The sequence below is a fragment of the Maricaulis alexandrii genome, assembly GCF_005871165.1.
Classification (GTDB): domain Bacteria; phylum Pseudomonadota; class Alphaproteobacteria; order Caulobacterales; family Maricaulaceae; genus Maricaulis; species Maricaulis alexandrii.
Window position 1 is genome coordinate 175632 of record NZ_SWKP01000008.1, and the last position, 25703, is coordinate 201334.

Below are 25703 nucleotides of genomic sequence, written 5' to 3' on the forward strand. Positions count from 1 at the left end.
GCAAGTCCACTTGCTCCGGCGTTCCAACATTCGGCAAATGCATGCACTGGCGCTGAAAGCCGATTGGCCACTTTGAATGATCATGAAAATGGCGAAACTGTCTGAAATCGAACGGCTGAAGCTGCTCAGGCTACCGACAGGAAATGATCAACCCTTGTCACTCAGGCGTTGGATTTCTTTCGCCCCCTCCTGCGCCGAAGCGAACGTTCCGCCACACCGCTAGAAGGCGTCCATCGACAAGAGCAGGGAATCTCCGCCAAATTGCCCGCCTACTGACGCGCCGGAGAGTTCATTGCCCAGCTTGTTCTTTTCCTATTCCCACCAAGACGAGGACCTCCGCGACCAGTTGGAAACTCAGCTCGCGATGTTGAAACGCCAAGGCGTCATCGACGCGTGGCACGACCGACGAATCCCTGCCGGCGGAGAACTGGATCTGGAGATCGACCAGCATATCAACACGGACGACATTATTCTGCTGCTTGTCAGTCCCGATTTCATCGCATCGGACTATTGCTACGAAGTCGAGATGAAGCGGGCGATGGAACGTCACGGCGCCGGCGAAGCCATTGTCATTCCAGTGATCTTGCGTGCTTGCGACTGGCAGCCAGCACCATTCGGACGCCTCAAAGCGGTTCCGCGGGATGGCAAGCCTGTGAAGCAATGGACGGACTTGGACGAAGCCTTTTTGGACGTGGCAAAAGAAATCAGGGCTGTCGCACAGCGCTTCACGGACGTTGAACACGCCACCTTTGTGGCGACCGCCCCGGTGGCACCCGCAACGGCGACACCTGCGATCCAAACACCGCCGCGGTCGAGCAATCTACGCGTGGCAAAAACCTTCTCGCAGCGCGACAAAGACGCGTTCAAACATGAGACCTTCGCCTTCATGGCCCGCTTTTTCGAGAATTCCCTGGACGAGCTCGCGGCCAGAAATCCTGAGCTAGAAGGCGTGTTCCGACACATCGATGCCAATCGCTTCACCGCTGTGATCTATCGCGCAGGCGCGGTCGTCTGCAGCTGCACGATCTTCATGGGCGGTGGGTTCGGCAACGGGATCAATTTCGTCCACGGCGAGACCAGCGAAAGCAACTCCATGAACGAGTCCCTGCGCGTCGAAGCGGACGACCAATCGCTTTATTTCACCAGCATGGGCATGGCCATGTTCAACGCATCACGCGAACGAGACATGAAGCTTTCCCAAGAGGGGGCCGCCGAGCTTTACTGGGGCCTTCTCATCGCTCCGTTGCAGTAGTTCGAGGCCATTATGATTTCTATCTCACAGGCATTTGCTGGCAGCCTGCAAGACGCTCCACCAATGTCATTCTTCGTCGCCACTTCGTTGGGTGGGCTGGAGTTGCTGGTAATAGGCACTCCTGACAATCGGTCGGCCGTCGTCTTGTCGGGCGAAGACCCGTTTGTTGCTTATGGGCGCGAATTTGATGATTGGGCGGGGCTGATCATACGGGATGTTGCCATCGAACTGGACCAAACGTGCGTGTTCGATTCCAGAACCGGGCAGGCTCCTGCGGGCTGTATCATTTTGGCGGGTGACAAGCCTTATATCCGGCTCGTCGGCAATCACGGCACTAGGTATATGGCGGCGATCGAAGACTCTGCACAACCACATCAGGCAAGCATCGGAGTGGCGTTCCCACGCTGGCAAATCACCCTTGGCCAGGGCGAGCAAAAGCAGGTCTTGAAGACCATCGACGTCGGCCCCAAATAGCCCAACCGCTCCTTCAGCCTCACTCCCCCAACATCTCATCAAACCCCACGCCCAGCGCCCGCACGATCTGTTCGAGCGAGACGATGGTGGGGGCTTTCTTGCAGCGTTCGAGCTGGGAGATGTAGGTGCGGTGAAGGCCGGCCTCGTGCGCCAGGTCTTCTTGCGACCAACCGCGCTCTTTGCGCAGGCGTTTCATGTTGGCGGCAAGGCGGGCGCTGATATCCATCTGCAGTAAAGGACGGATATGCAGCCCATAAGACTACAGCCTATGAGTCTCATTTCGAGTTGACTGGCGCGCCAAAGGACGCTGTCTGCCAGTGAGCTGGACGAGACTCATAGGATGCAGACCCGAACACCTTTTCCGATCGCCCCCACGGCCGTGCGCTATATCAAGCTCGGCGCTGGCGGCGTGTTCGCGAAGGACGCCCTGGCGACAGGTAAGCTGGTCCTAGATTTTCATGAGATTGACCACGGCGTCGCCGCATCGGGAGACGCCGAGGCTCTCTTCGCAGCCTGCCTCGCTTTCCGCGATGGCAAAGCCCAGTCCGCCCGCGGAGATGCGCGGGAGATCACAGCCTTCTATCAAGCCGCAGAGACCGACCTCTGGATCACGCTGGAAGCGGGCAAGCTCTGGTGGGGCTTTGCGGAGGCCGAGGTCATTCCAACCGATCCCGCTGACGGACTGGGCGCGCGCTATCGGCGCATAGCCGGTGGCTGGTCATCACACGACGCGCAAGGGATCCCGCTGGAGCTCCGCGATCTGGACGGACGGATCGCATCCCTGGCCGGTTATCGCCGCACCCTCTGCAATGTCAAAGAAGCCGAGCGTGTTGTCCGCCTCATCAACGCCACGCCCCATCCCGAAGTCGTCGCCGCGGAGAAGGCGCGCGAAAAGCTCCTAGCCTTGGTGCGCACGCTCATCCCGATGCTGTCGGCCGATGACTTTGAAATCTTGATCGACCTCATCGTCGCACGGTCGGGCTGGGAACGCGTCGGAGCCATCGGCGGGGTCCAGAAGACCGTCGATCTCGAGGTCGTCCAGCCGCTGACCGGTGAGCGCGCTTTCGTGCAGGTTAAGTCACGTACCCGCCAATCCGAGTTCGACGTCTATCTCGGAGAATTTGAGGCCTATGGGGTCGACCGGATGATCTACGCCTATCATACCGGACCGGCGCTAAAATGCACCGACCCGCGCGTGCAGATCATGGATCTAGGCGTAATAGCCAACAGCGTTTTGGAGCGGGGATTGCTGCGGTGGCTCACAAATCGCGTCCGATGAGCGATTTTGCAACTGGACAGTTCCAATTTTGCGCCGAAACCCCTATAATAATTGACGTCTGAGACACCAAACTGACCCAAGCGTGATGCGACAGGTCGTGGAAGGTCCCGGGGATTTTGAGCGGACATGGCGCTGCTCCCCCAACGTCGCTGACGCGCTCTCGCGACATGGTGCGCGATGATCGTCGAACGACACTCCGATGACATGGGTCTGCGGAGCTTTCACCCCAAATTTTCATCTTATCCGGCGCCGCGCACGGACTCCTTTCTCATGCGCGCTGCCGCCGGCCTTTGGAGATAGACCTATGTCTACCAAGCAACCTCACGCACGTGACTTCGACGTGATCCCGGCAGACCCATGCCAGCTTGTCCCCTACGAGAAGAACGCCCGAACGCATTCCGACCGCCAGATCGACAAGCTGGCGCGCTCGATCGAGACCTTCGGTTTTACCAACCCTGTGCTAACCGATGGCGAAAACGGCATCTTGGCGGGTCACGGCCGGGTCATGGCGGCCATCAAGCTGGGCCTCAAAACCGTGCCCACCATCCCTTTGGCACACCTCAGCCCAGCGCAGCGCCGAGCCTACATCCTGGCGGATAACCGGCTGGCGGAAGATGCCGGCTGGGACCGTGACCTCCTGCGCTTGGAACTGGGTGCGCTGGAGCTGGACGCGGACGAGATCGAGCTGACCGATACCGGGTTCGAGATCGGTGAGATCGACCAGATCCTGCTGGAAGACGAACCGGCCGACGCTGAAGATACCGTACCGGAGCCTGAGGCTGGGCCCGCGATCACCCAGCCGGGCGATGTCTGGATCTTCGCGGGTGGTGACCACAAGCTCATCTGCGGCAACGCCTTAGACGCAGACGACCGAGCCGCGCTAATGGGTGAAGACCGGGCCCAGCTCTTGCTGACCGACCCGCCCTATAATGTGAAGGTCGACGGGCATGTGGGCGGCCTGGGCAAGGTCAAGCACGCCGAGTTCGCTTTCGCGTCCGGTGAAATGGACAAGGCGGGCTTCACAGACTTCCTGACCAACGCGCTCACGGGCGCAGCCGGTCAGCTCGTAGACGGGGCGCTCGCCTTCGTCTTCATGGACTGGCGGCATGTCGAAGAGATGATGGCCGCGGGCGGCGCCGCGTTTGATGAGTTCAAGAACATCTGCGTGTGGGCCAAAACCAATGGCGGTATGGGCTCGCTCTACCGGTCCGCGCACGAGTTCTGCTTCATCTTCAAGTCAGGCCGGGGAGCACACATCAACACGGTCGAGCTCGGCCGCCACGGGCGCAACCGAACCAATGTATGGTCCTGCGCGGGAGCAAACAGCTTCTCTGCCTCGCGAGACAAGGACCTCGCCGACCATCCGACGGTCAAGCCTGTCGGTCTCCTGGCCGATGCGATCCTCGACGTAACCCGGCGCGGGGACATCGTACTCGATGTCTTTGGCGGATCCGGTTCGACCCTGATGGCGGCGCACAGAACCGGCCGGCGATCCCGGCTGGTTGAGTATGAGCCGCGATACTGTGACGTCACTGTGCGCCGCTGGATCGAGCGCTATGGCGACGTCCCGGTCCTCGCTGCAACCGGCGAGACTTTTGATGAGGTCGCGGCGCGGCGGGCGGTAGATGCAATAGCAGCTGAAGCTGAGGCGCCGGCGAATGATGCGGACGCGACGACCTCCGGCGATGAGGAGGCTGCGTGATGGCCCGGTCGAAAAAGCTGCCGGCGAATTCGATGCCCGCGACGGCGACGGATGACGAAGAGGCGGTCGGCTACTGCAAACCGCCGAAGGAGCATCAGTTCAAACCCGGCCAGAGTGGCAACCCGAACGGCCGCCCGAAGAAGAAGGGGCCGACCGCCCGGGAATTGATGGCCGATTTTGCGTCCGAGACGATCCCCATCAAGCGCGGCGGCCGCGTTGAGAACGTGCCGCGCTTCAGGGCGTTCCAAGAAAAGCTCTTCCAACTGGCCATGAATGACAACACAGCCGCCGGGAACATGTTTATCAAGCTATTGGGGATGTCAGGACAACTTGCTCCCCCTGAGCCGCAAGACCTGACGGAAACGAAGTTTATCTACTTCGGGCTGCCAGAGCCGTGCAATTCCGACGAGGAATGGGAAGCCTTGCCGAATGAACAGGTCGTCGACGAGGGCGAGTGGCTGCGCAGCCAAAACATAAACGGATAGTCGTTCTATCGTGCGCTTTGCCGGGGCCTTTGCGCCCCGGCTTTTTTCTGCGCGCTGCTGGATGGACTGTCCGGGCGGGTCGGTCCTCCTTGGCGCCATGAGTGACGATCTTGAAGACCCGCCCGAACCGCGCACGCAGTTTTATGAACTCGACCCCGCCCACATCATGATGGTTGAAGCCTGCACGCTGTTGAGCAACGCCTCGGAAGCCGCCCTCGCCGTCGGCAATGTCCGCGCAAACGCCCAAGCCATCATCACCGCCTGCTATGACATCGAGCGCAGCTGTGACCTCGCCCGCACCATTCTGCGCGAGGCGGCCCGGTTCGCTGGTGATCAACTGGACATGTGACGACACACCGATTGCCGACTGGACTTCCTGCCGGACCCGAGCGGTGGTGACGAGACAGGAGACTTCGCATGACTGATCCGCTTTACGACCTTCTTGAAGAAGCGCGGCGACAATGTCTGGAAGCCCGCGAGCTGACGGATTGCCCTACACTTCGACCGCGACTGACCGCAATTTCGGCCTTGCTTGAACAGGCCCATATCCCACCCAGGATTCAGACCGCCAGGCGACGGCGACCGCACACCAAGCGCGCAGCCTTGATCGATTGGCTCAAACACCCTGATGGCGCGAGCGCCGAGGCGATAGAGAACCGCTTCCAATGGTCCAGCGGCGCCTTATCGGCCGTGCTGACGGATATTCGCCAAGAAGGCTATGTGATCGAACGAAATCGGCTGCCCGGCCAGAAACGATCAACCTACCGCATCCTGCGGGACTAAAAGCCTAAATGAGCACAGTCGGACTGGACTTCCTGCCCGACCCGAGCATGCATGCTGACCACGCCCGGACGGCTCCGCTTCAAGGACCCGGGCTTGTCTCAGTGCAGCCCCTCGCATCCCGCGACGGGGCCATCACAGGAGACAGACATGTCCAAACTCACACCCACCCACCTTGCCATCCTCAAGTCCCTCGGCGCCCAGGACGGCCCCACGCCCGTCGATCAGCTCTCCGGTCTGCCGGCCTCGGGCGCCGCTCTGGTCGCGCATCTCGATCACCTCGCCAGCCGCGGACTTCTCACGCGGACAGGCAAAGCCATCGCTCTCACCGAGGTGGGTCAGGCCGCCCTCTCTGAAGCGCCGACGAAGGCCACCGGGACGGCGAAGAGCAAGCCCGGCTCCGTGCCAGCGCCAGAGCCTGAGCCCTCGGAAGCAAAGCCCGACGGACCGACGACCAAAAAGGCCCGCCTGATCGCGCTCCTGACCGCCGAGAAGGGCGTCACCGTGCCTGATCTGGCAGCGGCGCTCGAATGGCTGCCCCATACCACACGGGCCGCCCTGACGGGCCTCAAGAAGGCCGGCTACACGATCGACAAACTTCCCCCGCCCGAAGGCAGCCGGTCCTCGCGTTACAAACTCGTCGAGGCGGCCTGATGGCGCGGCGCAAACGCTCGGTCGAGATTGATCTCGATCGCCTGGTTGAACGACCGCGGGATGAGCTGGTGGCGATCTGGCTGGCCAGCTTTGCCACCAAACCGCCGCGTGGATCGAGCCAGGCGTTTCTGGCCCGTCTTCTGGCCTACGACCTTCAGGTCGAGGCCAGGGGCGGGCTTGGCCCGCGCCTGGAAAAACGCCTGCTTTCGCTTGCCGCCGGTGAGACACCCAAGCCCGCGGCCCCCAAACTCAAACCCGGCGCGCAGCTGATGCGCACCTGGAATGGAATCACGCACCGCGTCGATGTCGTTGAAGAAGGCTATCGCTACCGCGACGAGACCTTCACCTCGCTGTCCGCCATCGCCAAGGCGATCACGGGCACGCACTGGTCAGGCCCACGCTTCTTCGGGCTCGTCTCGCGCAAGAAGGCCGCGTGATGGACCGAGCCCCGGGAAACGCCCGCCGCACCATCCGCTGCGCGATCTATACCCGCAAGTCCTCCGAGGAGGGACTGGACCAGGAGTTCAACTCGCTGGACGCCCAGTTCGAGGCTTGCGCGGCCTATATCGCCAGTCAGAAAGCTGAGGGCTGGAAGCTATTGCCCGAGCGCTATGATGATGGTGGCATTTCCGGCGGCACGCTGGAGCGCCCCGCCATCCAGCGTCTCATGGCCGATATCGATGGCGGTCGGGTCGATATGATCGTCGTCTACAAGATCGACCGGCTGACCCGTTCGCTGGCGGATTTTTCCCGGTTGATCGACCGGCTGGATGCGGCGGACTGTTCCTTCGTTTCGGTCACCCAGGCCTTCAACACCTCAACCTCGATGGGCCGGCTGACGCTGAACGTTCTGCTTTCCTTTGCCCAGTTCGAGCGGGAGGTCACATCCGAGCGCATCCGCGACAAGATCGCGGCCTCCAAGAAGAAGGGCATGTGGATGGGCGGCATGGTGCCCACCGGCTATGACGTCGATCCCGACCCCAATGCCAGAGGCCTGATCGTCAACGCCGGTGAGGCAGACAATGTCCGCACCCTGTTCGCGCTCTATGACGAACATGAATGTCTTTCCACCGTCGCGGCCCAGGCCGAGGCTCAAGGAATCCGTTCGAAGCATCGAACCTTCGCCTCGGGCAAGCAGTATGGCGGGGCCGTTCTGTCCCATGGCGCGATCCACAATATCCTGACCAACCCGATCTATGTCGGCCGCATCCGTCACAAGCTGGAGACCTATGACGGCCAGCACGAGGCCATCATCGCTGAAGATCTCTGGGCCCGTGTACAGGACAAACTCCAGGCCCAAGCTGCCCGACCGCGCGTACGAGATCCCGCCACCAAAGCGCTCAAACAACCCGATCAGAAATCACCGCTCGCCGGAAAGCTCTTTGATGAGACGGGTGATCGCCTGACGCCCAGCCATTCGCGGCGCAAGACGGAAAACGGTCACAAGCGCATCCGATATTATGTCTCACGGCGGCTGATGAAGGGCGCGGCAGACGATCCCTCCGGTTGGCGCCTGCCGGCCCTCAAACTGGAGCGGGCCGTTTGTGGTGCGATCGTCAGTCACCTCGACGGGGTCGGTGAGCAGCTTTTCTGCGAACCCGATCCCATCGCGATTTACAGGGCGCAGGACGCGCTCGGTCGGGTAAAGACCCGACTGGATGCGCGCGACGGGGAGACGCTGCGCGTGATCACCCAGACGGTCCGCGTGTCGCCGAACCGGCTTCGCATCGACCTCGACCGTGCGGGGCTGGCGGAAGCACTGGACATCGACCCGAGCGCACTCGCCGAGGATCAGCTCACCATCGAGACCGGGTTTGAGCTGCGCCGGCGCGGTGTTGAGATCAAGATCATCACCGGCCAGTTCGAACGGGCCCCGGACCAAACCCTGATCAATGCCATCGCGAAGGCCCACCAATGGCTCGCCGAAGCTCGCCGCGGCGTCTCTCTGGCCGCCATCGGTCGACGCTATGGCTGGACCGATAGTCCTATCCGCCAGCGCATCCGCCTGGCCTTCCTGTCGCCCGACATCACCGCGGCGATCCTTGACGGGCGCCAGCCGCCAGAGCTGACCTTGCAGCATCTTCTCACCCACCCCATTCCTCTGGACTGGGATGCACAGGCGCGGGTGTTGGGGTTTTCCGAAATCGGCCGAACAGAGCCTGTTTTGGTCCAAAACAGGGCCTGATACTTGCTCGAACAGGGAATAAAGTTTCCCTGTTCGGGGTTTAGGGAAACCCATATAACTCATTGATTATATTAACGACACAGGATCGTCCGATCCGGCGTTCGCTGTTGTTCTCGCAAAAATCCCTGTTTTTGGGGCCAGAGCAGGCAAATCCGCTACCCGATCTGCCCGAACTGGGCCCGCGAGACCTCAGGGGAATTTTAGCCCAGATACGCCCGATCCCGAAGCTCTCTAAGGCGCGCAGGCGCGCTAACCCGCGGACTATCGGGGGTTTCCGGCGGGCGCCGGTGCCATATCCAGATTTGGAGGGATAAATGGCGGTGAGGGTGGGATTCGAACCCACGAGACGGGGACACCGCCTACACGCGTTCCAGGCGTGCGCCTTCGACCACTCGGCCACCTCACCGCAAGAGGCGCGGACTATACTCATAAGAGCGCGGCGGGCAAGGCATCTCGCTCAGTTGAAACACCTGTCCAAACTTTCACTCGCTCCCGGCCCGTCCTGCCGCGAAAGTCGCGGGGGACGCAGACGCCGAACAAACCGGCGCAACACAAAGGGGAGTTCCATGAAAAACAAGCAGTTGAAGGCCATTTTCCTGAGCGGCATCACGGGCCTGCTGGTCCTTGGCGCGCCGGCAGTCCTGGCACAGGACAATGCCACGCGACGCAGTTGGGGCGAGGAGGCTCGGCAGGAAATGGCCCGGCTGGCCCCGCTCGCCGGGGATTGGGTGGTCACGGAGCAGGATTTCGGACGCGATGGCGAATGGCACACTGCGGAGACGGTATACCGGGAGACCACGCGCTACCTGCTCGACGGCATGGCGTTGCGGATCGAACCGGCAGAACGCCCGGCGAAGGCCTGGCGGCTGGAGACCACGATCCAGTATGACCAGAACCGCGATGTCTTCCGTCTCGTCGCCCTGGACGACACCTGGGGCAATCTGGATGTCTTCGAAGGCGATTTCGACACGGACGGGCATCTGGTGGTCACCAATCTTCGGGTCGACACGCCCTATATCGATCCCGACGGTGTGCGCACACACTTCCGGCTCAGCTTCCAGCTCACCGACCTGCATCGCAATGCCCTGGTGATCGATGCGACGACGGATGGCGGTGAGACCTGGACCCCGTTCCAGCGCATCGACCGGGTGCGCTTTGGCAGTGAGGTGCACTGACGCCTCTGGCATTCCGTGTCATGGCCCCTAAATTGGGGATCAGAAGGCTTGTTCCAGGACACCCCCATGATCCCCACCCCGTGGAAAACCGACCTCATTCCGGCCGACAAGGCCCTGCCCGGACGTGATACGGCCCTGCCGACCGCCGACACCCATTTTGTCACCGGGCGCGATCTGAAGATCGCGGTGCCGGACGGCATGGAGGAGATCGTCTTCGGCATGGGCTGTTTCTGGGGCGTGGAGCGCCTGTTCTGGCAGACGCCCGGGATCTGGCACACGGCGGTCGGCTATGCCGGCGGCAGCACGCCCAATCCGACCTATGAGGAAGTGTGTTCCGGTCGCACCGGCCACGCCGAAGTGGTGCGGGTCATCTATGATCCGACCCTGATCGCGCCGGATGATGTGCTGAAGGTTTTCTGGGAAGGGCATGACCCGACCCAGGGCATGCGCCAGGGCAATGACCAGGGCACGCAATACCGCTCGGCCATCTACACGATGACCGAAGAACAGGCCGAACTGGCCCGGGTCAGCCAGGCGCGCTACCAGGACGAGCTCGACAAGGCCGGCCTGGGCAGGATCACCACGGAAATCCGTCCGGCGGGCGATTTCTACTACGCCGAGGATTACCACCAGCAATACCTGGCCAAGAATCCGGACGGGTATTGCGGCATTGGCGGCACCGGCGTGGTCTGCCCGATCGGGCTGGGCGTCAACGCGCAGGCCTGACCGTCAAAACAGACTGACAAGCCGGTCCGGGCTTTCTAGACTCGCGGTCTGGACTGCCCGGGACCTGCGCACGTGACACGCCTGATTGCCTTCGACGTCGATTCCACCCTGTTGCGGGTGGAATCCCTGGACACCGCACTGGAAGCGGCCTTTGCCGCCCTGCCCGACCCGGCGACCGCCCGCAAGCAATTGCACGAGATCACCAATGCCGGCATGTCCGGCCGCATGGCACTGCGCGACAGTCTGGAAGCGCGGCTGAAACTGGCCGGTCTCGACAAGGCCGGGGTCGACATGATCGCCCAGACCCTGCGCCAGCGGATCACGCCGGGCATGTCGCCGCTGATCCGGAAACTGCGCGAGCGCGGTGATGCCCTGCATGCCGTTTCCGGCGGGTTTGCCGACCTGATCGAACCGGTGCTGGAGGATCTGGGCTTCCAGCAGGGCGACATCCATGCCAACCGCTTTGTCTGGCAAGAGGCCCGGGTCGTGGGGCTGGACATTGACTGCCCGCTCTCGCGCAATGGCGGCAAGGCGGAAGTGCTCGACAAGATTGCCGCCTCGGCCAGCGAAACCATCGTCGTCGGGGACGGGATGACGGATTTCGAGGCTTTCGAAAATGGCGCCGCCGACCGTTTCATCGGCTTCGGCGCCATCGCCAAACGCGATGTCGTCATCGCGGCGTGCGAGTATTCCGGCGCGGATTATGTCCGCAGTGTTGCCGACCTGGCCAAGGCGCTGGGCGTCTAGTCCGGATAGATCAGGCGCGCGCGGATCGAGCCTTCCAGCGCATTCACCCGGTCCATGAAATCATCGGGCAGCGGACCTTCCAGATCGGAGGCCACATAGCCCAGCTGACCGCGGGTCTCCAGCTGCTGGGCCGCCACGTTCGCCGAGGTCGCCGAAATCGCCTCGTTGAGGCGCATCAGGAAGCCCGGCGCATTGGCGTGGAAGGACAGGAGGCGCACCCGCCCCGGCTTTACATCGCCCGGCTCGATCTCGGGGACATTGACGGCCCCCTTGGTCGACCCCTGCGACAGATAGCGGGTCAGCTTGGCGGACACATCCTCGCCAATGGCGGCCTGGGCCTCCAGCGTGGAGCCGCCGACATGCGGCGTCAGGATGACATTCTCAAATCGTTGCAGCGGCGAAACGAAGGCTTCGTCCTTGGAGGCCGGCTCTTTCGGGAAGACATCGATGGCCGCGCCCAGCAGGCGTCCCTCGGCCAGGGCATCGGCCAGGGCATCGATATCGACCAGATCGCCACGGGCGTGATTGATCAGGAAACTGCCCGGCTTCATCTTCGCGATGGCCTCGCGGCTCATGATATTGCGCGTCTGCGGCGAGGACGGGACGTGAAGCGTGACGACGTCACACGTCTCCAGAAGCTCGTCCAGCGAGGCACAGGAGCGGGCATTGCCGTGGGCCAGCTTGGGCTCGACGTCATAATAATAGACATGCATGCCCAGTCCCGAGGCCAGGACGGAGAGCTGGGAGCCGATATTGCCGTAGCCGACAATGCCCAGCTTCTTGGCGCGGACCTCGTGGGAATTCGTCGCCGTCTTCATCCATTCGCCCCGCTTGGCCGCGGCGGAGCGCATCGGCACGCCGCGCATCAGCATCACGACGGAGGCCAGGGTCAGCTCCGCCACGGAACGGGTATTGCCGAACGGACCGTTGAAGACCGGAATGCCGCGGGCCTCGGCCGTCTCCAGATCGACCTGGTTGGTGCCGATGCAGAAACAGCCCAAGGCTGCCAGATGGGGCGCCGCGTCGAAGGCCGCCGCATTCATCTTGGTGCGCGAACGGATCCCGGCCAGCTTGGCGCCGGCAAGGCGGTCATGGAGTTCGTCGACCGGCAGGGCCGATGTGTGACGCTCGACATCCAGACCGGCGACCTGGAAGGCGCGGTCGGCGAGCGGGTGGATATTCTCGAACAGGACGACGGTATCGGACATGACGATTTCCCTGCGGATGGCCCCAGTGGCAGACCGGTCCTAGGTAGGCCCGGACATGGCGCACCGCAACATGCAGGACGCCAATAGTCCACATCCTGTTACCGCTCACAGGGGCCTCGCACAGACCTGCCCGCGCAAGACTATTGTTCGTTCAGCGCACGAACCGCGGCAATCGTCTGGTCGACATGCTCATACGGGTTCATTTCCGACCAGGTGAAGGCAATCGTCGAATTTTGATCAATCACATACGAAGTGCGGCTGGTCCAACCCGGACGCATCATCATGCCGACTTCGTAATCGCGCATCATGCCGTCCGCGATCGCGAAGACCGGAAAGGCCGAGGCGCAGTGCTGGGTGGAGAAATCCGCCAGCCGGTCCGTATTGCCGGCCGTGACGCCGATCACCTGCGCGCCTTCGGCCTCGAACAGATCGATCGATTCCGCAAAACTCGCCGCCTGGGCTTCGCACCCGCCGGTGAACGCCGCCGGGAAGAAGAAGACCACGACCGGCCCGTCCTGCAGGGCCTCGGCCAGGTGGAAGCTGACCGGCTCACCGGCCTGGAAGCCCTCGACCGTGAAATCGGTTGCAGCCTCTCCGGGTTCCAGTTCGGCCAGGGCCGGAGCGGACAGGGCGGCAACCGCCGCGAACGAGGCAATGAGATGGCGCATGGAAAACCCCTTCAAGAATCTGGTTGATGCAGAGAATGGGGCTTTTGCGGCGGCAGACAAGGGCCCGCCGCTCACTTCTCAGTCATCATCCATCTTCAGGGCGGCGATGAAGGCTTCCTGCGGGATTTCGACCTTGCCGAACTGGCGCATCTTCTTCTTGCCGGCCTTCTGCTTGTCGAGAAGCTTGCGTTTCCGGCTGGCATCGCCGCCATAGCATTTGGCCGTCACGTCCTTGCGCAGGGCGGACAGGGTTTCGCGGGCGATGATGCGTCCGCCCAGGGCGGCCTGGATCGGGATCTTGAACATGTGCCGCGGGATCAGGTCCTTGAGCTTCTCGCACATGGCACGGCCGCGCATGTCGGCGCGGGCCCGGTGCACCACCATGGAAAGCGCATCGACCGGCTCGTCATTGACCAGAATCGACATCTTCACCAGATCGCCGACCCGGTCCTCGATCCATTGATAGTCGAAGCTGGCATAGCCCTTGGTGACGGATTTCAACCGGTCATAGAAGTCGAACACGACCTCGTTGAGCGGCAATTCATAGACGACGAGCGCCCGGTTGCCGGCATAGGTCAGCTCGGTCTGGATACCGCGGCGGTCCTGGCAGAGTTTCAGCACGCCGCCCAGATACTCGTCCGGAACCAGGATGGTGGCCTTGATCCAGGGTTCGGCAATCGTGTCGATCTTCACCGGGTCCGGCATGTCGGCCGGATTGTGCAGGTCGGTCTGGGTCCCGTCCGTCATGGTCAGGCGATAGACCACGGACGGCGCCGTGGTGATCAGCTCGATATTGTACTCGCGCTCGAGACGCTCGCGGATCACTTCCAGGTGCAACAGGCCCAGGAAGCCGCAACGGAAGCCGAAGCCCAGCGCCGCCGAGGTTTCCATCTCATAGGAGAAAGAGGCGTCGTTGAGGGCCAGTTTCTCGATCGCGTCGCGCAAATCCTCAAACTCGGCACTGTCGACCGGGAAGAGACCACAGAAGACGACGGGCTGGGCCGGCTTGTAGCCGGTCAGCGCCTTGTCGGCCGGGCGTTTGTCATCGGTGACCGTGTCACCCACGCGCGCGTCGCGGACCTGTTTGATCGAGGCGTTGAGATAGCCCAGCTCGCCCGGGCCGAGGCTGTCGATCGCCTCTTTCTTGGGGCGGAACACGCCGACGCCATCCACCGGATAGGCGGCACCCGTCCCCATCAGGCGGACCTTCATGCCCTTTTTCAGCGTGCCCTCGATCACCCGGACCAGACAGATCACGCCGAGATAGGGGTCGTACCAGCTGTCCACCAGCATGGCCTTGAGCGGCGCATCCGGATCACCGGCATCGGGCGCCGGCAGGCGCGTGACAACGGCTTCCAGCACGTCCTCGATCCCCAGACCCGTCTTGGCGGAAATCTCCACCGCGTCCGACGCGTCCAGGCCGATGACATCCTCGATCTGGGCCTTCACCCGCTCCGGCTCGGCGGCTGGCAGGTCGATCTTGTTGAGCACGGGGACGATCTCGTGATCGACCTCGATGGCCTGGTAGACATTGGCCAGGGTCTGGGCTTCCACGCCCTGCGAGGCGTCCACCACCAGCAGCGAGCCTTCGCAGGCGGCCAGCGAGCGGTTCACCTCATAGGCAAAGTCGACGTGTCCGGGCGTGTCGATCAGGTTGAGGACATAGGTCTTGCCGTCCTTGGCCGTGTAGTCGAGACGCACGGTCTGGGCCTTGATCGTGATGCCGCGCTCGCGCTCCAGCTCCATGGAGTCGAGCACCTGCTCCTTCATTTCGCGATTGGACAGGCCACCCGTGACCTGGATCAGGCGATCGGCCAGGGTGGATTTACCGTGGTCGATATGCGCCACGATGGAGAAATTTCGGATCAGGGACGGATCTGTGCTCATGGCGCGGGCAGGTAGCATTCAAAAGGGGTTTGGCCAAGCGGGATAGGCATGGATATTCGCGCCATGGCGTCCCCGCCTGGCGGTCTGTGAGGGGTGCGGGACACGGGTTGGCGTCGTCGCTTTGATAATTTGGGTGACACCCACCGGTGTCCCGCACGCGAAGATTTCCTCCCGCCTCTCGACGGGGCTTCAAGACCGGGTGGGTACAGGTTCCGACCGTTGGAACCAGCGGACCCCCTCGATAGCCGTTCCTTCCTTCCGGTGGTCAATCCAGATGTCCGAAACGCTCCGCTCCCCCAACACCCCCGACCTGACCGGGCCGGGCCTCGAGTGGTGCTGAGGCAAGGGGGAGATTAAGCGAGGCGGTTGGGGGTGGGGATAAAACGCCGATTATCCTTCCCCTTGATGGGGAAGGTGGATTGCCGCGCAGCGGCAAGACGGAAGGGGTGAACCCCGGTGTCCACGGGATAGACCTCGCCCCCACCCCCTCCGCCCGGCATTCGCCGGGCACCTCCCCCATCAAGGGGGAGGATAGTAGAGCCATTTCCGCACTCCCTCGGAGAAAGGGCACTCATACCCGGTGGTCTTGCTCCCCCTACGCGTAGCTCACAACTTCAAACTCGATGCCGTCCGGGTCATCGAAATAGAAGCGGCGGCCGGGTTCATAGTCGGCGTGGGAATGGGTGTGGAGGCCGGAGGCCTTGATCCGGGCCTCGGCGGCGTCTAGATCCTCGACCAGGACGCCGATATGGTTGAGGCGGCCGGCGGGCAGGCGGATGTCATGCGCCTCGGGCAGGCCGTAGACCGCGACATAGGCGTCGTCATTGCCGACATGATAGGTGGTGCCGCCATTCTTGGCCGGGCCGTGCCAGCGCACTTTCCAGCCGAACCAGTCGGTCAGGCGCTGAGCGGTTTCGGCCGGATTGCTGACCGTGACATTGACGTGTTCCAGCGTCGATTTCGTCATCTTGAACTCCTGTTTTCCGGCCCGCGGCCGTCTTGACAGGAAGCTTGATAATTCCTCAACCTTACTTGAGGTCAAGAAAGAAATTTCAGCATGCCGACAGCGCCCAAAACCCCGGCGGATCCGCTCTCCATCGGCCAGCTCGCCAAACGCACCGGCGTGTCGGTCTCGGCCCTGCGCTTCTACGAGGACAAGGGGCTGATCGATCCGGGCCGCAATGCCGGCGGGCAGCGCCGCTTCAAACGGGCCGATGTGCGCCGCGTCTCCTTCATCCTGATCGCCCAGCAATTGGGCCTCAGCCTGGGCGAGATCGCGCAGGCCCTGCAGAGCCTGCCGGACGGCCGCACCCCGACCCAGGCGGACTGGGCGGGGATCAGTGCAAGCCTTCTGGAGCGTCTGGACCGGCAGATCGAGGAGATGACCCGCATGCGCAAAAGCCTGACCAGTTGTATCGGCTGCGGCTGTCTCTCCCTGAAGGCCTGCCGCCTGTACAATCCGCAGGACCGCCTCTCCGACCTCGGCGCCGGCCCGCATTTCGGGGTTCCACAGGCCGACGAATAGAGTCCGCGCAGCGCCCAAGAAAAAAGGGCGCCCCGATGGAGCGCCCTTCTTCAAAAGCCTGGAACAGGCCTATTCCGTGTCACCCATGCCCTCCGGCACCGGGAAACCGCGATCGCGCATCAGGGCGGCCGGGTCGGCGTCGCGGCCGCGGAATTCGCGGTAGGCGACGGCGGGGTCGATCGCATTGCGCGGGGCGAAGAGATAGTCGACCAGGCGGCCGGCCATTTCCGGATCATAGTAACCGCCCGGGGCTTCCTCGAAGGCTTCCGCCGCATCCGAGGTCAGCACATCGGCCCACATATATCCGTAATAGCCAGCCGAATAACCTTCACCGGAGAAGATGTGCCCGAAGTGCGGCGAGCGGTGACGCATGACGATTTCGTCCGGCATGCCCAGCTCTTCCAGGGTTTCCCGCTCGAACGTGTCCGGATCGGAAATCTCCGACGGATCCGTGGTGTGATAGACCATGTCCATCAGCGCCGAGGCCAGATACTCGCCCGTGGCGAAACCCTGGTTGAAGTTCGCTGCCGCCCGGATGCGTTCGACCAGTTCCGCCGGGATCGGCTCACCGGTTTCCACATGCACCAGGTAATTGTCGATCACCGGATCGGTCAGCAGCCAGCGCTCCAGCAGCTGCGACTGGAATTCGGTGTAGTCCCGCACCCCGCCATTGAGCGTCGGATAGGCGACGTTCGAGGAGAGATAGTGCAGGGCATGGCCGAATTCGTGGAAGAAGGTCTCCGCATCATCCCAGGACACCAGGACGGGTTCGCCCGGCGCGCCTTCGATGAAGTTGGAATTGTTCGTGGCCAGGACATTCTGCTCGCCATCAAACGTGGTGTGCGAGCGGAAGGAATTGGCCCAGGCGCCGGACCGCTTGCCCTGGCGGGCGAAGGGATCGAGATACCACAGGCCGACATTCTCGCCGCTCTCCCGGTCGGTGACTTCCCACACCCGCACGGTCGGATGCCAGACCGAAACCTCGCCTTCCGGCAGTTCGCGGAACTCGAAGCCGAACAGCTCGCCGGCCACGTAGAACATGGCTTCGCGCAGATTATCCAGCTGCAGGTATTGCTTCACCTCGTCGCTATCGAGCGCATAGCGGTCCTGGCGGACCTTCTCGGCATAATAGCGGTAATCCCAGGGCGCGATCGTGATGTCGTCACCGCGTTCATCGGCCAGGGCCTGCATGTCAGCGACTTCTTCCTCGATCCGGCCGACGGCGGCCTGCCAGACCGGCAGCATCAGCGCCATGGCGTTTTCCGGATTGCCCGCCATGCGGTCTTCCAGACGCCAGGAGGCATAATCGTCATAGCCCAGCAGCGCCACGCGCTCGTCACGCAGGGTCAGGATTTCGGTGATGATGGCGTTATTGTCGTACTCATCGCCATTATCGCCGCGGCTGTAATAATTGCGCCAGACCTGTTCGCGCAGATCCCGCTCGTCCGAGAAGGTCAAGAAGGGGTCCATCGAGGAGCGCGTATTGGTGATGGCGTACTGGCCCTCCTGCCCGCGCGAGGCCGCCGCAGCCGCCGCGGCCTGGATGAAGCCGTCGGGCAGGCCGGACAGCTGGTCCTCGGTCAGATAGGTGACGTAATTCTCCTCGTCATGCAGGACATTGTTGGAGAAGGTCGTGTGCAGTTCGGCCAGGCGCTGATTGATCGCGGCATAGCGCTCGGCCGCCTCGCCTTCCAGCGTCGCGCCATTGCGGGCGAACCCGTCATAGGTCAGCTGGACGACACGCTGCTGGTCGGGACGCAGCGTCGCCATTTCCTCACCCTCATAGACCGCCCGGATGCGCTCGAAGAGCGCTTCATTCTGGGTGATCTGGGACTGGTAGGCCGACAGGGCCGGGATCATCTCGCGCTGGATCTCGCGGAATTCCGGCGAGGACTGGTTGGACGACCAGATACCCCAATAGGAGAAGACGCGGCCCAGCGGATCGCCGGCGCGTTCCATGGCGGCAATCGTGTTCTCGAAGGTCGGCGGTTCCGGATTGTTCACGATGGCGTCGATCTCGGCGAGATTGGCCGCCATGCCGGCTTCCAGCGCGCCACGCAGATCATCCAGGCTGGCCGCCTGGAAATCCGGCACACCGCCATAGGGGCCGGTCCATTCCGCCAGCAGCGGATTGGTGTCCAGCGCCTCTTGCGTGGCTGCATCCAGCTCGATCCGGGTCTCAGCCGCTTGTGTGACCGTGTCCTCGCTCACCGTGTCCTCACTCGTCGTGGACGGCGTACAGGCCACCGCAAAAAGGGCCGCAAGGCTGGCCGTGCTCATCATCAGTTTACGCATAATTCTGGCTCCCCTGGAGTTTGGCCGGAGACTAGCCGCTCCGGGCATGGGGCGAAAATGAAGATTTCACCATCTTATCCTGCCAAGCCTGCCAGAGCCGCCCGGCCGGCGCTTGATCCCGGCCGGCGAAGCGCCAATGCTGTCCTGAAACCGGGGAGATCAAGACGTGCGGACAAGCTTTATCCTGGCCTTCGGCCTGCTGGTATGTGCGGGCCTGTGGGGGATCTACCGGACCCCGGCCGCCTTGGACACGCCCTCCGAACTCCACCTGACCGCGCACCGGGAGAGCGCAGAGCCAGCCGAACCCGCCGCCCATCTCGTCGCCATCCAGCCCTGGCTGGACCAGCGTCATTACCAATCACCCGACCGGCTGCGCGCCCATCTGGGCGCCTATCTCGCCGAAGCCCGCAATGCCGGCCAGCTCGGCGAGGGCTCGATCGTGGTCTTCCCGGAACACATCGGCACCTGGCTGGTCGCCGCCCGCGCCCCCCGAGCCAGCTTCACCGCGGACAGCACGACCGGCGCGATGACCCATCTCATCCTCGCCAATCCCCTGCCCTTCGTCCTCGCCCTGACCCGCTCCGGCGAAGACGACCGCCTCGCCGCCGCCGTCTTCCGCATGCGCGCCGCAAGCATGGCGCGCGACTATCAATCCGTCTTCTCCGGCCTGGCCCGCGAGTACCAGACCACCATCGTCGCCGGCTCCATCGTCCTGCCGGAACCCTCCGTCATTGAGGGCGAAATCCGGCCCGGCAATGGCCCACTCTACAATGTTTCCGCCGTCTTCGGACCGGACGGCCGGGTGCATGACGAGCTCGTCCGCAAGCTCCACCCCATCCCCGACGAAGCCGGCTTCACCGCCGCCGCCACCCCGCAGGACATCCCGGTCTTCCAAACCCCGTCCGGCCGCCTCGGCGTCCTCATCTGTGCCGACAGCTGGCACCCGGACGCCTACGCCCCACTCACCGAAAACCAGGCCGACCTCATCGCCGTCCCCGCCTTCCTCCAGCCCTCCGGCGTCTGGACCCAGCCCTGGGGCGGCTACACCACCGGCTGGCCCGACGACGCCGACCGGGCCGATGCCGGCCGCCTCACCGAAGGCGAAGCCTGGCAAACCTACTCCCTCGCCGGCCGCCTCAACACCGCCGGCGCCCGCCAAGGCGTCACAGCCTTCCTGCGCGGAGATCTGTGGGATCTGGGATCAGACGGCGCCAACATCCTGGTCGAGGGCAACACGCACCGGGTGGCAGGGGAGATGGACGGCGCGTCGATCTCGGTGTTGCGAATTGGGGGTTAGGGGGAGACGTTGGGTTGGCATGCGGAATGACTCCGTCCAACTTCCTCTTTTCACGTTCCGATTGTTTCTCAATCAGGTCGCCATGGGTGCGGAGTTTCGGCTATGAAGACGGTGTCTGGAAGTTGCGTGGTTTTGGCCTGCCTCTTCTTTTCGGCCGGCTGTTCAGGCGCATCCGATTCTGGAGCGTCGCCAGCCCCATTCCTTTCCCAAAGAACCTGCTCCGCATTTGACAGGGACAGCGCGTCGGAAGAACGCATGGTGGAGCTGTTGGAGCAACTTGCCGCAAATCACAGTGGCAATCTGGATATACACGGCGGATTCCACAGCCTGTCGCTGGCGAACATCGATTACTATGTGATTTTCAAGTCAGGGTTTGGGCCTTACGGCAACATGCTGCTGACATACTGGAGCGATACGGCTCCCGGACAGGACCTTGACTCCATGATTGTAGAATTCGTGTCAGAGCACCCAAACTATTCCGACTGTTCAGCCACATTCAGCTCCGCGATCAACCCTTTCTAGGATTGGTGGAGGGGCGCTCCTGCTCTGCCCGCTTTCTTCAACAAACCCCATTTACCCCGGGCGCAGCCCCGGGGCCGACAGGGCGTTCCGGATATCTGATGGGATTATTCCCTTGTCATCCCGGCCGGTCGCCCCGCGAAAGCGGGGCATAGAGCCGGGACCTATCGTGCCACGGGGCGCAAATGGGTCCCTGATCTGCGCCCCCGATCAAGTCGGGGGCATCCGTCAGGGATGACAAGCCGATGCGTTTGAAGAGTGGGGATAAGCCACCGACTATCCTTCCCCTTGATGGGGAAGGTGGCCCGCAGGACCGGAAGGGGTGAACCCCGGTGCCTCCTGATACACCTCGCCCCCACCCCCTCCGCCGGGCATGCGCCCGACACCTCCCCCATCAAGGGGTAGGACAATTCTTGTTGTCCGCTCACGCGGACGCCCCTCACCCGGCGCTGCGCGCCACCCTCTCCCGCAAGGGGAGAGGGAGTAGGATCAAGCTCTGACGTCCTCCTTCTCCCCTTGCGGGAAAAGGTGCCCGGAGGGCGGATGAGGGGGAAATCCCGGTGCCCGAAGGCTAAAGCTCGCTGAAAAACAGCCCCCCGCCTCCCCCTAAACCAACCCCAATTCATGCGAATCCCAGGCGCGCACCAATTCCTCGGCCACATCCGGCCGTCCGGCCTCGATCATGGCCAGAACCCGATGCTCGGCTGCGGCGATCCGGGCCTGCACGGACTGGCGCGCCTCGCGGTCTCCGGCAAGGCGGCGGGATTGGGCAGCGCCGCGCTCCCAGAGGGTCGGGTCGAACACGCTCCAGGCGCCCTCGAAGCCTGCCGGCCGGAAGAGGGACACGCAAGGCGTCATCGTGCCGGTGAAGGCCAGGCGCGGCGGCTCGCCCGGTGTCAGCATGGCCAGCATGGAATTCGTGGTGGCGTGCGGTCGCAGCAAGCCGCCCGCATGCATGCAGACATCCGCCGTTGATCCTTTTTCGAACCCGGTCCCGCGATCATGGCTGCGCAACAGGGCGGCCATCGGCACCAGTCCCGGCTCGGTCATGGCGTCCAGCCCGGCCATCGTGCAGGCCTGCCGCTCGCGCGCCTTGCCGAAGGTGCGCATCAGCCAACCCTCATCCCGGGCCCCGAACCCGTCCTCCGGCGCGCCCTCGGACTGCATCACCACCGGTCCGGTCAGGGAATAGGTGTTCGAGATCGAGGCGCGGTCGGGGCAGCGTTGCAGTCGCCACTCCCGGCCGCAGGTCTCCAGGACGAGAATGTCCTGCAGGTCGGCGATCAGGAAGGAATTGTCATAGCGAAAGCGCTTGTCCTTGAAGCCGGCCGGTCCGCCCTGGCCGTGGGTTTCCAGGAGATGGATGATTGTGCCGGCCGCCTCATGTGCCGTCGAGCCGCGCTCCAGGGCCAGGCGCACCAGATCCATGCCGAGAAGGGCCGCGCCGGGCCGCATCACATTTTTGGAAAAGACCGCCTCATTGCCGACCACGACCCCGGCGGCATTGGCGCCCATTTCCGCGCCCCACATCCAGTCGGGCCGGCACAGGATTGTCGCCTGCCGGTCGGGCACCTGGTCGATCTCGATATGGGTGCAGCGCACGGTCTTGGCCGTATCACCCGTCACCGCCGCATGCCGCTCGACCCGCTGGGCCTCCTTCGGCTCGCGATCGGAATTCTTGGCAAAGAAGACCGAGGCGCTGGAGCGGATGGCGAGCGTGTCACACATCAGCCCGCCTCCAGCGCGCGGGTGACTTCCGCCACCGCCCGCTCGGCCGCGTCGAGGGCGCCCTCATAATATCCGAAATAGGCGGTCGCCGTTTCCGTCCCCGCCATGTGAAGCGGCCCCAGCGGCTGGCGGAGATGTTCGCCATAGGCTGTCCAGACACCCGGCCCCATCAGCGCGGCATAGCAGCCGCGTGTGAAGGGCTCTGCCGTCCAGTCCTGGTCCACATAATCAATGGGATGGAGGGCCGTTTCATTAAAATAAGCGCTGAAGGCGCGCAGCACGGCGGCCTTTCGCTCCTCCGGGTCACGGCCCGACCATTGGCGCGCTTCACTGCCCTCGATGAAGCCCAAAAGCTGGCCCGCCGTCTTGCCCTCCTGCGTATTATCGAAGGTCACGCGCACCGTCAGTTCCGGCCCAACTGCTTGACCGGCAAGGCCTTCTTCGCGCCAGAACGGGGTCTCATACTGGGCGATGCACTTGATGCAGGCCCCCGGCGGCATGCGCAGCCAGAGCCCCGCCCGGCCCGCCGGAAGGTCCGGTTCATAGCGGATCCGCATGGCCTGGCTGGGCGGGATCGCCATTATCCCGCGCCGGGCATGGTGGATAGCCCGGTCGGTTTCCACGCGGAGACCGTCGGACCAGTCGATCTTGCGCACCGGCTCATTGAGCCGGACCCGGTCTCCCAGACTGTCCGCTATCCGCGTGGCGAGGCCGGCCATATCCCCATGCACCCGGTCCTGCTGCGCCCCGCCCGTGGTGGAGACGAGATTGTCCAGTGAAGTGCCGGCCCTGGCATAGAAAAGCGCATGCAGGAGCGAGACATCATGGGGTTCTGCCGCAAAGACCGCGCCGATCCCGACGGCGAAAACCTCGAAGGCGCGGCGGTAGAGCGCATGCTTGCGCATCCATTCCGCCACGGTCTGGCTGTCCCACTCCTGCGCCCTGGGATGCGCCCAGGGACGGGCCGGATCGATCTGCGCCGCCATTTTGTCGAAGCGCGTCATCATCCAGTGGACATTCAGGAGGATATGCGGGGCGAGCTTGGGGATTGTCCCCGTATACTTGCTGAGCCTGTCGCGGCTCAGCATCAGCCGGTCGCCCTGGTCCCAGAGGGGATAAGTCATCATCCCCATCTCATTGATAAGGGCGTAGAGACGGTCCTGTCCGGGCCCGACCCACTGGCCGCCAATATCGACTGTATCCCCGTTTTCAAACCTGTGCGCCAGGGCGCGACCGCCCACCCGGTCCCGCGCTTCGATCACGCAGACATCATGCGTGTCCGCCAGAAGCTGGGCCGCGCGCAGCCCGCTCATCCCGGCGCCAATGATGATCACATCATGCTGTTGGATATCGGCCATGTGTCTCCCCTGGAACCATGCTGCGCCGATTTTCGTTGAATTGACCAGCCCGACACGGCGATCTTAACCAAGCCTCAACCCTTTCGCCGCTGTCTCGCCATAGTCGTGATACAGGAATTATCCTGTACAGCCTCGCGAACGGAGACATTCGATGCGCGCCCTTGCCAGCCTGCTTGCCGGTATCAGCCTGACCTTCACCCTGTCCTCCGGTCTGACGCCGGATGCCGATGCCCAGGACCCCGATTACGGCCAGCCCAGCGAATATTCCGAACCGGTCGACACTTATTCCCAGGACGAGCTCGTGGATGCCGTGTCCGACTTCTTCGGCGTCACCGCGGAAGCGGCCGCCAGTGTTCTGGAACGGGTTTTCTCCGATCTGGGCCGTCCGGTCGGGTATGTGGCCGGCGAGGAAGTCGCCGCCGCTGCCGGCATCGGCCTGCGCTATGGCGAAGGCTATCTGACCCTGAAATCCGGTGAGCGCGAAAAGGTCTATTGGCGTGGTCCGTCGATCGGCTTCGACGCCGGCGGCAATGCCAGCCGGGTCTTTGTGCTGGTCTATAATCTCAACGACACGGACCGCCTCTATCAGCGCTTTCCGGGCGTGGAAGGCTCGGCCTATTTCGTCGCCGGCATGGGTGTGAACTACCAGCGCGCCGACGAGATCACCCTGGCCCCGATCCGCTCGGGTGTCGGCCTGCGGGCCGGTGCCAATGTCGGCTATCTGGCCTATTCGCGCCGCCGCGCCTGGCTGCCCTTCTGAGCCGCGGCGACCATGCAGATCCGCCCGGCCGACGAAGACGACCATTCCGGCATTGATGCCCTGTTGAAAGCGGCTTTTCCCGGACCGGAAGAGGCCCGCCTCGTCGTCAGCCTGCGCGCTGCCGACCAGGACACGCTGGAACTGGTCGCGGATGACCATGGCCGGATTGTGGGAACCGTTCTCTTCTCACCCGTCCAGGCGAAATCCCCGGCCGGAACGGAGTTCTACGGGATCGGCATGGCACCGGTCGCCGTCATACCGGAGCACCAGAACCGGGGGATCGGCTCGGCCCTGATCGAGCACGGGCTGACCTTCCTGACCTCTCTCGGCGTCCCCTGGTGCATTGTACTGGGGCATCCGGACTACTATCCCCGCTTCGGCTTCCAGCCGGCCGGATTGATCGGCTGGAGCTGGGACGGGGACCCGGATGGTGCCCATGCGGACGCATTCATGATCAAGCCCTTGGGCGGACACGCCCTGCCGGACACGCCCGCCATTGTCAGCTTTCACCCCGCTTTCGACGGGGTCTGACCGGCCTGGTCATGATGCACGCACAGGGCGTGCTCCGACAGGGTCTGGATCACGCGGCATTCGTCCACAACGCCGTGGGAGCAACGCTCGACCATTCGCAGCAATTCGGCCCGGACCGCTTCCAGCCCGGCGATGCGGCGTTCCACATCCTGCAACTGCCGCCGGGCGATCCGGTCTGCTTCATCGCAGGACTGGTCCGGCCGCGCGGACAAATCCTGCAGGGCGCGCAGATCATCCAGGCCAAAGCCCAGTTCGCGGCCATGGCGGATGAAGCGCAGTCGCTCAAGATGGCCCGGCCCATAGCGTCGCTGCCCCCCGGGCGAACGTGGCGGCGCGTCCAGCATGTCGATGGATTCATAATAGCGGATGGTCGGAACCTTGACCCCGGACAGGGCCGACAAACGGCCGATGGACATATCTGACATTTTGCCCTTGAACCTCTAGTCACTAGAGGAATTAGGCTCCTTT

General features: G+C 63.4%; 27 protein-coding genes and 1 tRNA gene. 18 read left to right on the forward strand and 10 right to left on the reverse strand.

Annotation, left to right across the window (positions count from 1 at the left end; all coding sequences use genetic code 11):
* Positions 1-292 precede the first annotated feature (292 nt).
* Together FCS99_RS11830 and FCS99_RS11835 are read left to right on the forward strand one after the other, a co-directional pair.
* The gene (locus FCS99_RS11830) at positions 293-1252 is read left to right on the forward strand and encodes a toll/interleukin-1 receptor domain-containing protein (RefSeq protein ID WP_138512791.1); all 960 of its coding nucleotides are present in this window, start codon (positions 293-295) and stop codon (positions 1250-1252) included.
* A 12-nt stretch (positions 1253-1264) separates the two neighbouring features.
* On the forward strand, positions 1265-1726 hold the full coding sequence (locus FCS99_RS11835; protein WP_138512793.1) for a hypothetical protein: 462 nt from the start codon (positions 1265-1267) through the stop codon (positions 1724-1726).
* A 19-nt stretch (positions 1727-1745) separates the two neighbouring features.
* On the opposite strand, the gene FCS99_RS11840 is transcribed toward FCS99_RS11835, so the two are convergent.
* Complete coding sequence (locus FCS99_RS11840) at positions 1746-1952, reverse strand: helix-turn-helix domain-containing protein (RefSeq protein WP_138512795.1); 207 nt, start codon at positions 1950-1952, stop codon at positions 1746-1748.
* A 114-nt stretch (positions 1953-2066) separates the two neighbouring features.
* On the opposite strand from FCS99_RS11840, the gene FCS99_RS11845 reads away from it, so the two are divergent.
* The 8 genes from FCS99_RS11845 (at position 2067) to FCS99_RS11880 (ending at position 8811) form a co-directional block, all read left to right on the forward strand.
* On the forward strand, positions 2067-3005 hold the full coding sequence (locus tag FCS99_RS11845) for a hypothetical protein (RefSeq protein WP_138512796.1): 939 nt from the start codon (positions 2067-2069) through the stop codon (positions 3003-3005).
* 304 nt (positions 3006-3309) lie between these two features.
* The gene (locus tag FCS99_RS11850) at positions 3310-4707 is read left to right on the forward strand and encodes a site-specific DNA-methyltransferase (protein ID WP_138512798.1); all 1398 of its coding nucleotides are present in this window, start codon (positions 3310-3312) and stop codon (positions 4705-4707) included.
* On the forward strand, positions 4707-5192 hold the full coding sequence (locus FCS99_RS11855) for a DUF5681 domain-containing protein (protein WP_138512800.1): 486 nt from the start codon (positions 4707-4709) through the stop codon (positions 5190-5192). The genes FCS99_RS11850 and FCS99_RS11855 overlap by 1 nt, the downstream gene beginning before the upstream one ends.
* Before the next feature lie 97 nt (positions 5193-5289).
* Positions 5290-5541 (forward strand): hypothetical protein, encoded by a 252-nt coding sequence (locus tag FCS99_RS11860; protein ID WP_138512802.1) that lies wholly within the window; start codon positions 5290-5292, stop codon positions 5539-5541.
* A gap of 68 nt (positions 5542-5609) precedes the next feature.
* Positions 5610-5975, forward strand: coding sequence for a DUF3489 domain-containing protein (locus tag FCS99_RS11865; protein WP_138512804.1), 366 nt, complete (start codon positions 5610-5612; stop codon positions 5973-5975).
* Positions 5976-6122: 147 nt separating this feature from the next.
* Positions 6123-6626: a DUF3489 domain-containing protein gene (locus FCS99_RS11870; RefSeq protein ID WP_138512806.1), complete on the forward strand. Its 504-nt coding sequence runs from the start codon at positions 6123-6125 to the stop codon at positions 6624-6626.
* Positions 6626-7063, forward strand: coding sequence for a DUF2924 domain-containing protein (locus FCS99_RS11875; protein ID WP_138512808.1), 438 nt, complete (start codon positions 6626-6628; stop codon positions 7061-7063). The genes FCS99_RS11870 and FCS99_RS11875 overlap by 1 nt, the downstream gene beginning before the upstream one ends.
* Positions 7063-8811, forward strand: coding sequence for a recombinase family protein (locus FCS99_RS11880; RefSeq protein WP_138512810.1), 1749 nt, complete (start codon positions 7063-7065; stop codon positions 8809-8811). The genes FCS99_RS11875 and FCS99_RS11880 overlap by 1 nt, the downstream gene beginning before the upstream one ends.
* A 315-nt stretch (positions 8812-9126) precedes the next feature.
* Here the strand turns inward: FCS99_RS11880 and FCS99_RS11885 are convergent.
* Positions 9127-9217, reverse strand: a tRNA-Ser gene (locus FCS99_RS11885).
* A gap of 160 nt (positions 9218-9377) precedes the next feature.
* Between FCS99_RS11885 and FCS99_RS11890 the strand changes: the two genes are divergently transcribed.
* The 3 genes from FCS99_RS11890 to FCS99_RS11900 all read left to right on the forward strand — a co-directional run bounded on the left by FCS99_RS11890 (position 9378) and on the right by FCS99_RS11900 (position 11459).
* Positions 9378-9986 (forward strand): DUF1579 family protein, encoded by a 609-nt coding sequence (locus tag FCS99_RS11890; RefSeq protein ID WP_138512812.1) that lies wholly within the window; start codon positions 9378-9380, stop codon positions 9984-9986.
* Positions 9987-10052: 66 nt separating this feature from the next.
* Positions 10053-10712, forward strand: coding sequence for a peptide-methionine (S)-S-oxide reductase MsrA (gene msrA / locus FCS99_RS11895; RefSeq protein WP_138512814.1), 660 nt, complete (start codon positions 10053-10055; stop codon positions 10710-10712).
* A 72-nt stretch (positions 10713-10784) separates the two neighbouring features.
* Entirely contained in the window at positions 10785-11459 is a 675-nt protein-coding gene (locus FCS99_RS11900) for an HAD-IB family phosphatase (RefSeq protein WP_171036359.1), read from the forward strand.
* Here the strand turns inward: FCS99_RS11900 and serA are convergent.
* The 4 genes from serA to FCS99_RS11920 all read right to left on the reverse strand — a co-directional run bounded on the left by serA (position 11456) and on the right by FCS99_RS11920 (position 16189).
* Complete coding sequence (serA, locus tag FCS99_RS11905; RefSeq protein WP_138512819.1) at positions 11456-12667, reverse strand: phosphoglycerate dehydrogenase; 1212 nt, start codon at positions 12665-12667, stop codon at positions 11456-11458. The genes FCS99_RS11900 and serA overlap by 4 nt on opposite strands.
* Before the next feature lie 140 nt (positions 12668-12807).
* Complete coding sequence (locus FCS99_RS11910; RefSeq protein ID WP_138512821.1) at positions 12808-13335, reverse strand: peroxiredoxin; 528 nt, start codon at positions 13333-13335, stop codon at positions 12808-12810.
* A 78-nt stretch (positions 13336-13413) separates the two neighbouring features.
* Positions 13414-15222 carry a translation elongation factor 4 gene (lepA, locus tag FCS99_RS11915; protein WP_138512823.1) on the reverse strand — a complete coding sequence of 603 codons (1809 nt, stop codon included), beginning with the start codon at positions 15220-15222 and terminating at the stop codon, positions 13414-13416.
* 595 nt (positions 15223-15817) lie between these two features.
* A complete protein-coding gene (locus tag FCS99_RS11920; RefSeq protein WP_138512825.1) occupies positions 15818-16189 on the reverse strand; it encodes a VOC family protein in 372 nt (123 codons plus the stop codon).
* A 90-nt stretch (positions 16190-16279) separates the two neighbouring features.
* Between FCS99_RS11920 and soxR the strand changes: the two genes are divergently transcribed.
* Complete coding sequence (soxR, locus tag FCS99_RS11925) at positions 16280-16747, forward strand: redox-sensitive transcriptional activator SoxR (protein ID WP_138512827.1); 468 nt, start codon at positions 16280-16282, stop codon at positions 16745-16747.
* A 69-nt stretch (positions 16748-16816) separates the two neighbouring features.
* On the opposite strand, the gene FCS99_RS11930 is transcribed toward soxR, so the two are convergent.
* Positions 16817-19042 (reverse strand): M3 family metallopeptidase, encoded by a 2226-nt coding sequence (locus FCS99_RS11930; RefSeq protein ID WP_138512829.1) that lies wholly within the window; start codon positions 19040-19042, stop codon positions 16817-16819.
* 166 nt (positions 19043-19208) lie between these two features.
* On the opposite strand from FCS99_RS11930, the gene FCS99_RS11935 reads away from it, so the two are divergent.
* Together FCS99_RS11935 and FCS99_RS11940 are read left to right on the forward strand one after the other, a co-directional pair.
* Positions 19209-20339 (forward strand): nitrilase-related carbon-nitrogen hydrolase, encoded by a 1131-nt coding sequence (locus FCS99_RS11935; RefSeq protein WP_138512831.1) that lies wholly within the window; start codon positions 19209-19211, stop codon positions 20337-20339.
* Positions 20340-20441: 102 nt separating this feature from the next.
* Positions 20442-20861 carry a hypothetical protein gene (locus FCS99_RS11940; protein WP_138512833.1) on the forward strand — a complete coding sequence of 140 codons (420 nt, stop codon included), beginning with the start codon at positions 20442-20444 and terminating at the stop codon, positions 20859-20861.
* A 603-nt stretch (positions 20862-21464) separates the two neighbouring features.
* Here FCS99_RS11940 and FCS99_RS11945 read toward each other — a convergent pair.
* On the reverse strand, positions 21465-22586 hold the full coding sequence (locus FCS99_RS11945; protein ID WP_138512835.1) for a peptidase C69 family protein: 1122 nt from the start codon (positions 22584-22586) through the stop codon (positions 21465-21467).
* Positions 22586-23944 (reverse strand): flavin monoamine oxidase family protein, encoded by a 1359-nt coding sequence (locus tag FCS99_RS11950; RefSeq protein ID WP_138512837.1) that lies wholly within the window; start codon positions 23942-23944, stop codon positions 22586-22588. Before FCS99_RS11950 ends, FCS99_RS11945 begins: the two co-directional genes overlap by 1 nt.
* Before the next feature lie 151 nt (positions 23945-24095).
* Between FCS99_RS11950 and FCS99_RS11955 the strand changes: the two genes are divergently transcribed.
* On the forward strand, positions 24096-24704 hold the full coding sequence (locus FCS99_RS11955) for a DUF1134 domain-containing protein (RefSeq protein WP_138512839.1): 609 nt from the start codon (positions 24096-24098) through the stop codon (positions 24702-24704).
* 12 nt (positions 24705-24716) lie between these two features.
* Positions 24717-25235, forward strand: coding sequence for a GNAT family N-acetyltransferase (locus FCS99_RS11960; protein WP_138512841.1), 519 nt, complete (start codon positions 24717-24719; stop codon positions 25233-25235).
* Here FCS99_RS11960 and FCS99_RS11965 read toward each other — a convergent pair.
* Complete coding sequence (locus FCS99_RS11965) at positions 25211-25660, reverse strand: MerR family transcriptional regulator (RefSeq protein ID WP_138512843.1); 450 nt, start codon at positions 25658-25660, stop codon at positions 25211-25213. The genes FCS99_RS11960 and FCS99_RS11965 overlap by 25 nt on opposite strands.
* Between the last annotated feature and the right edge of the window lie 43 nt (positions 25661-25703).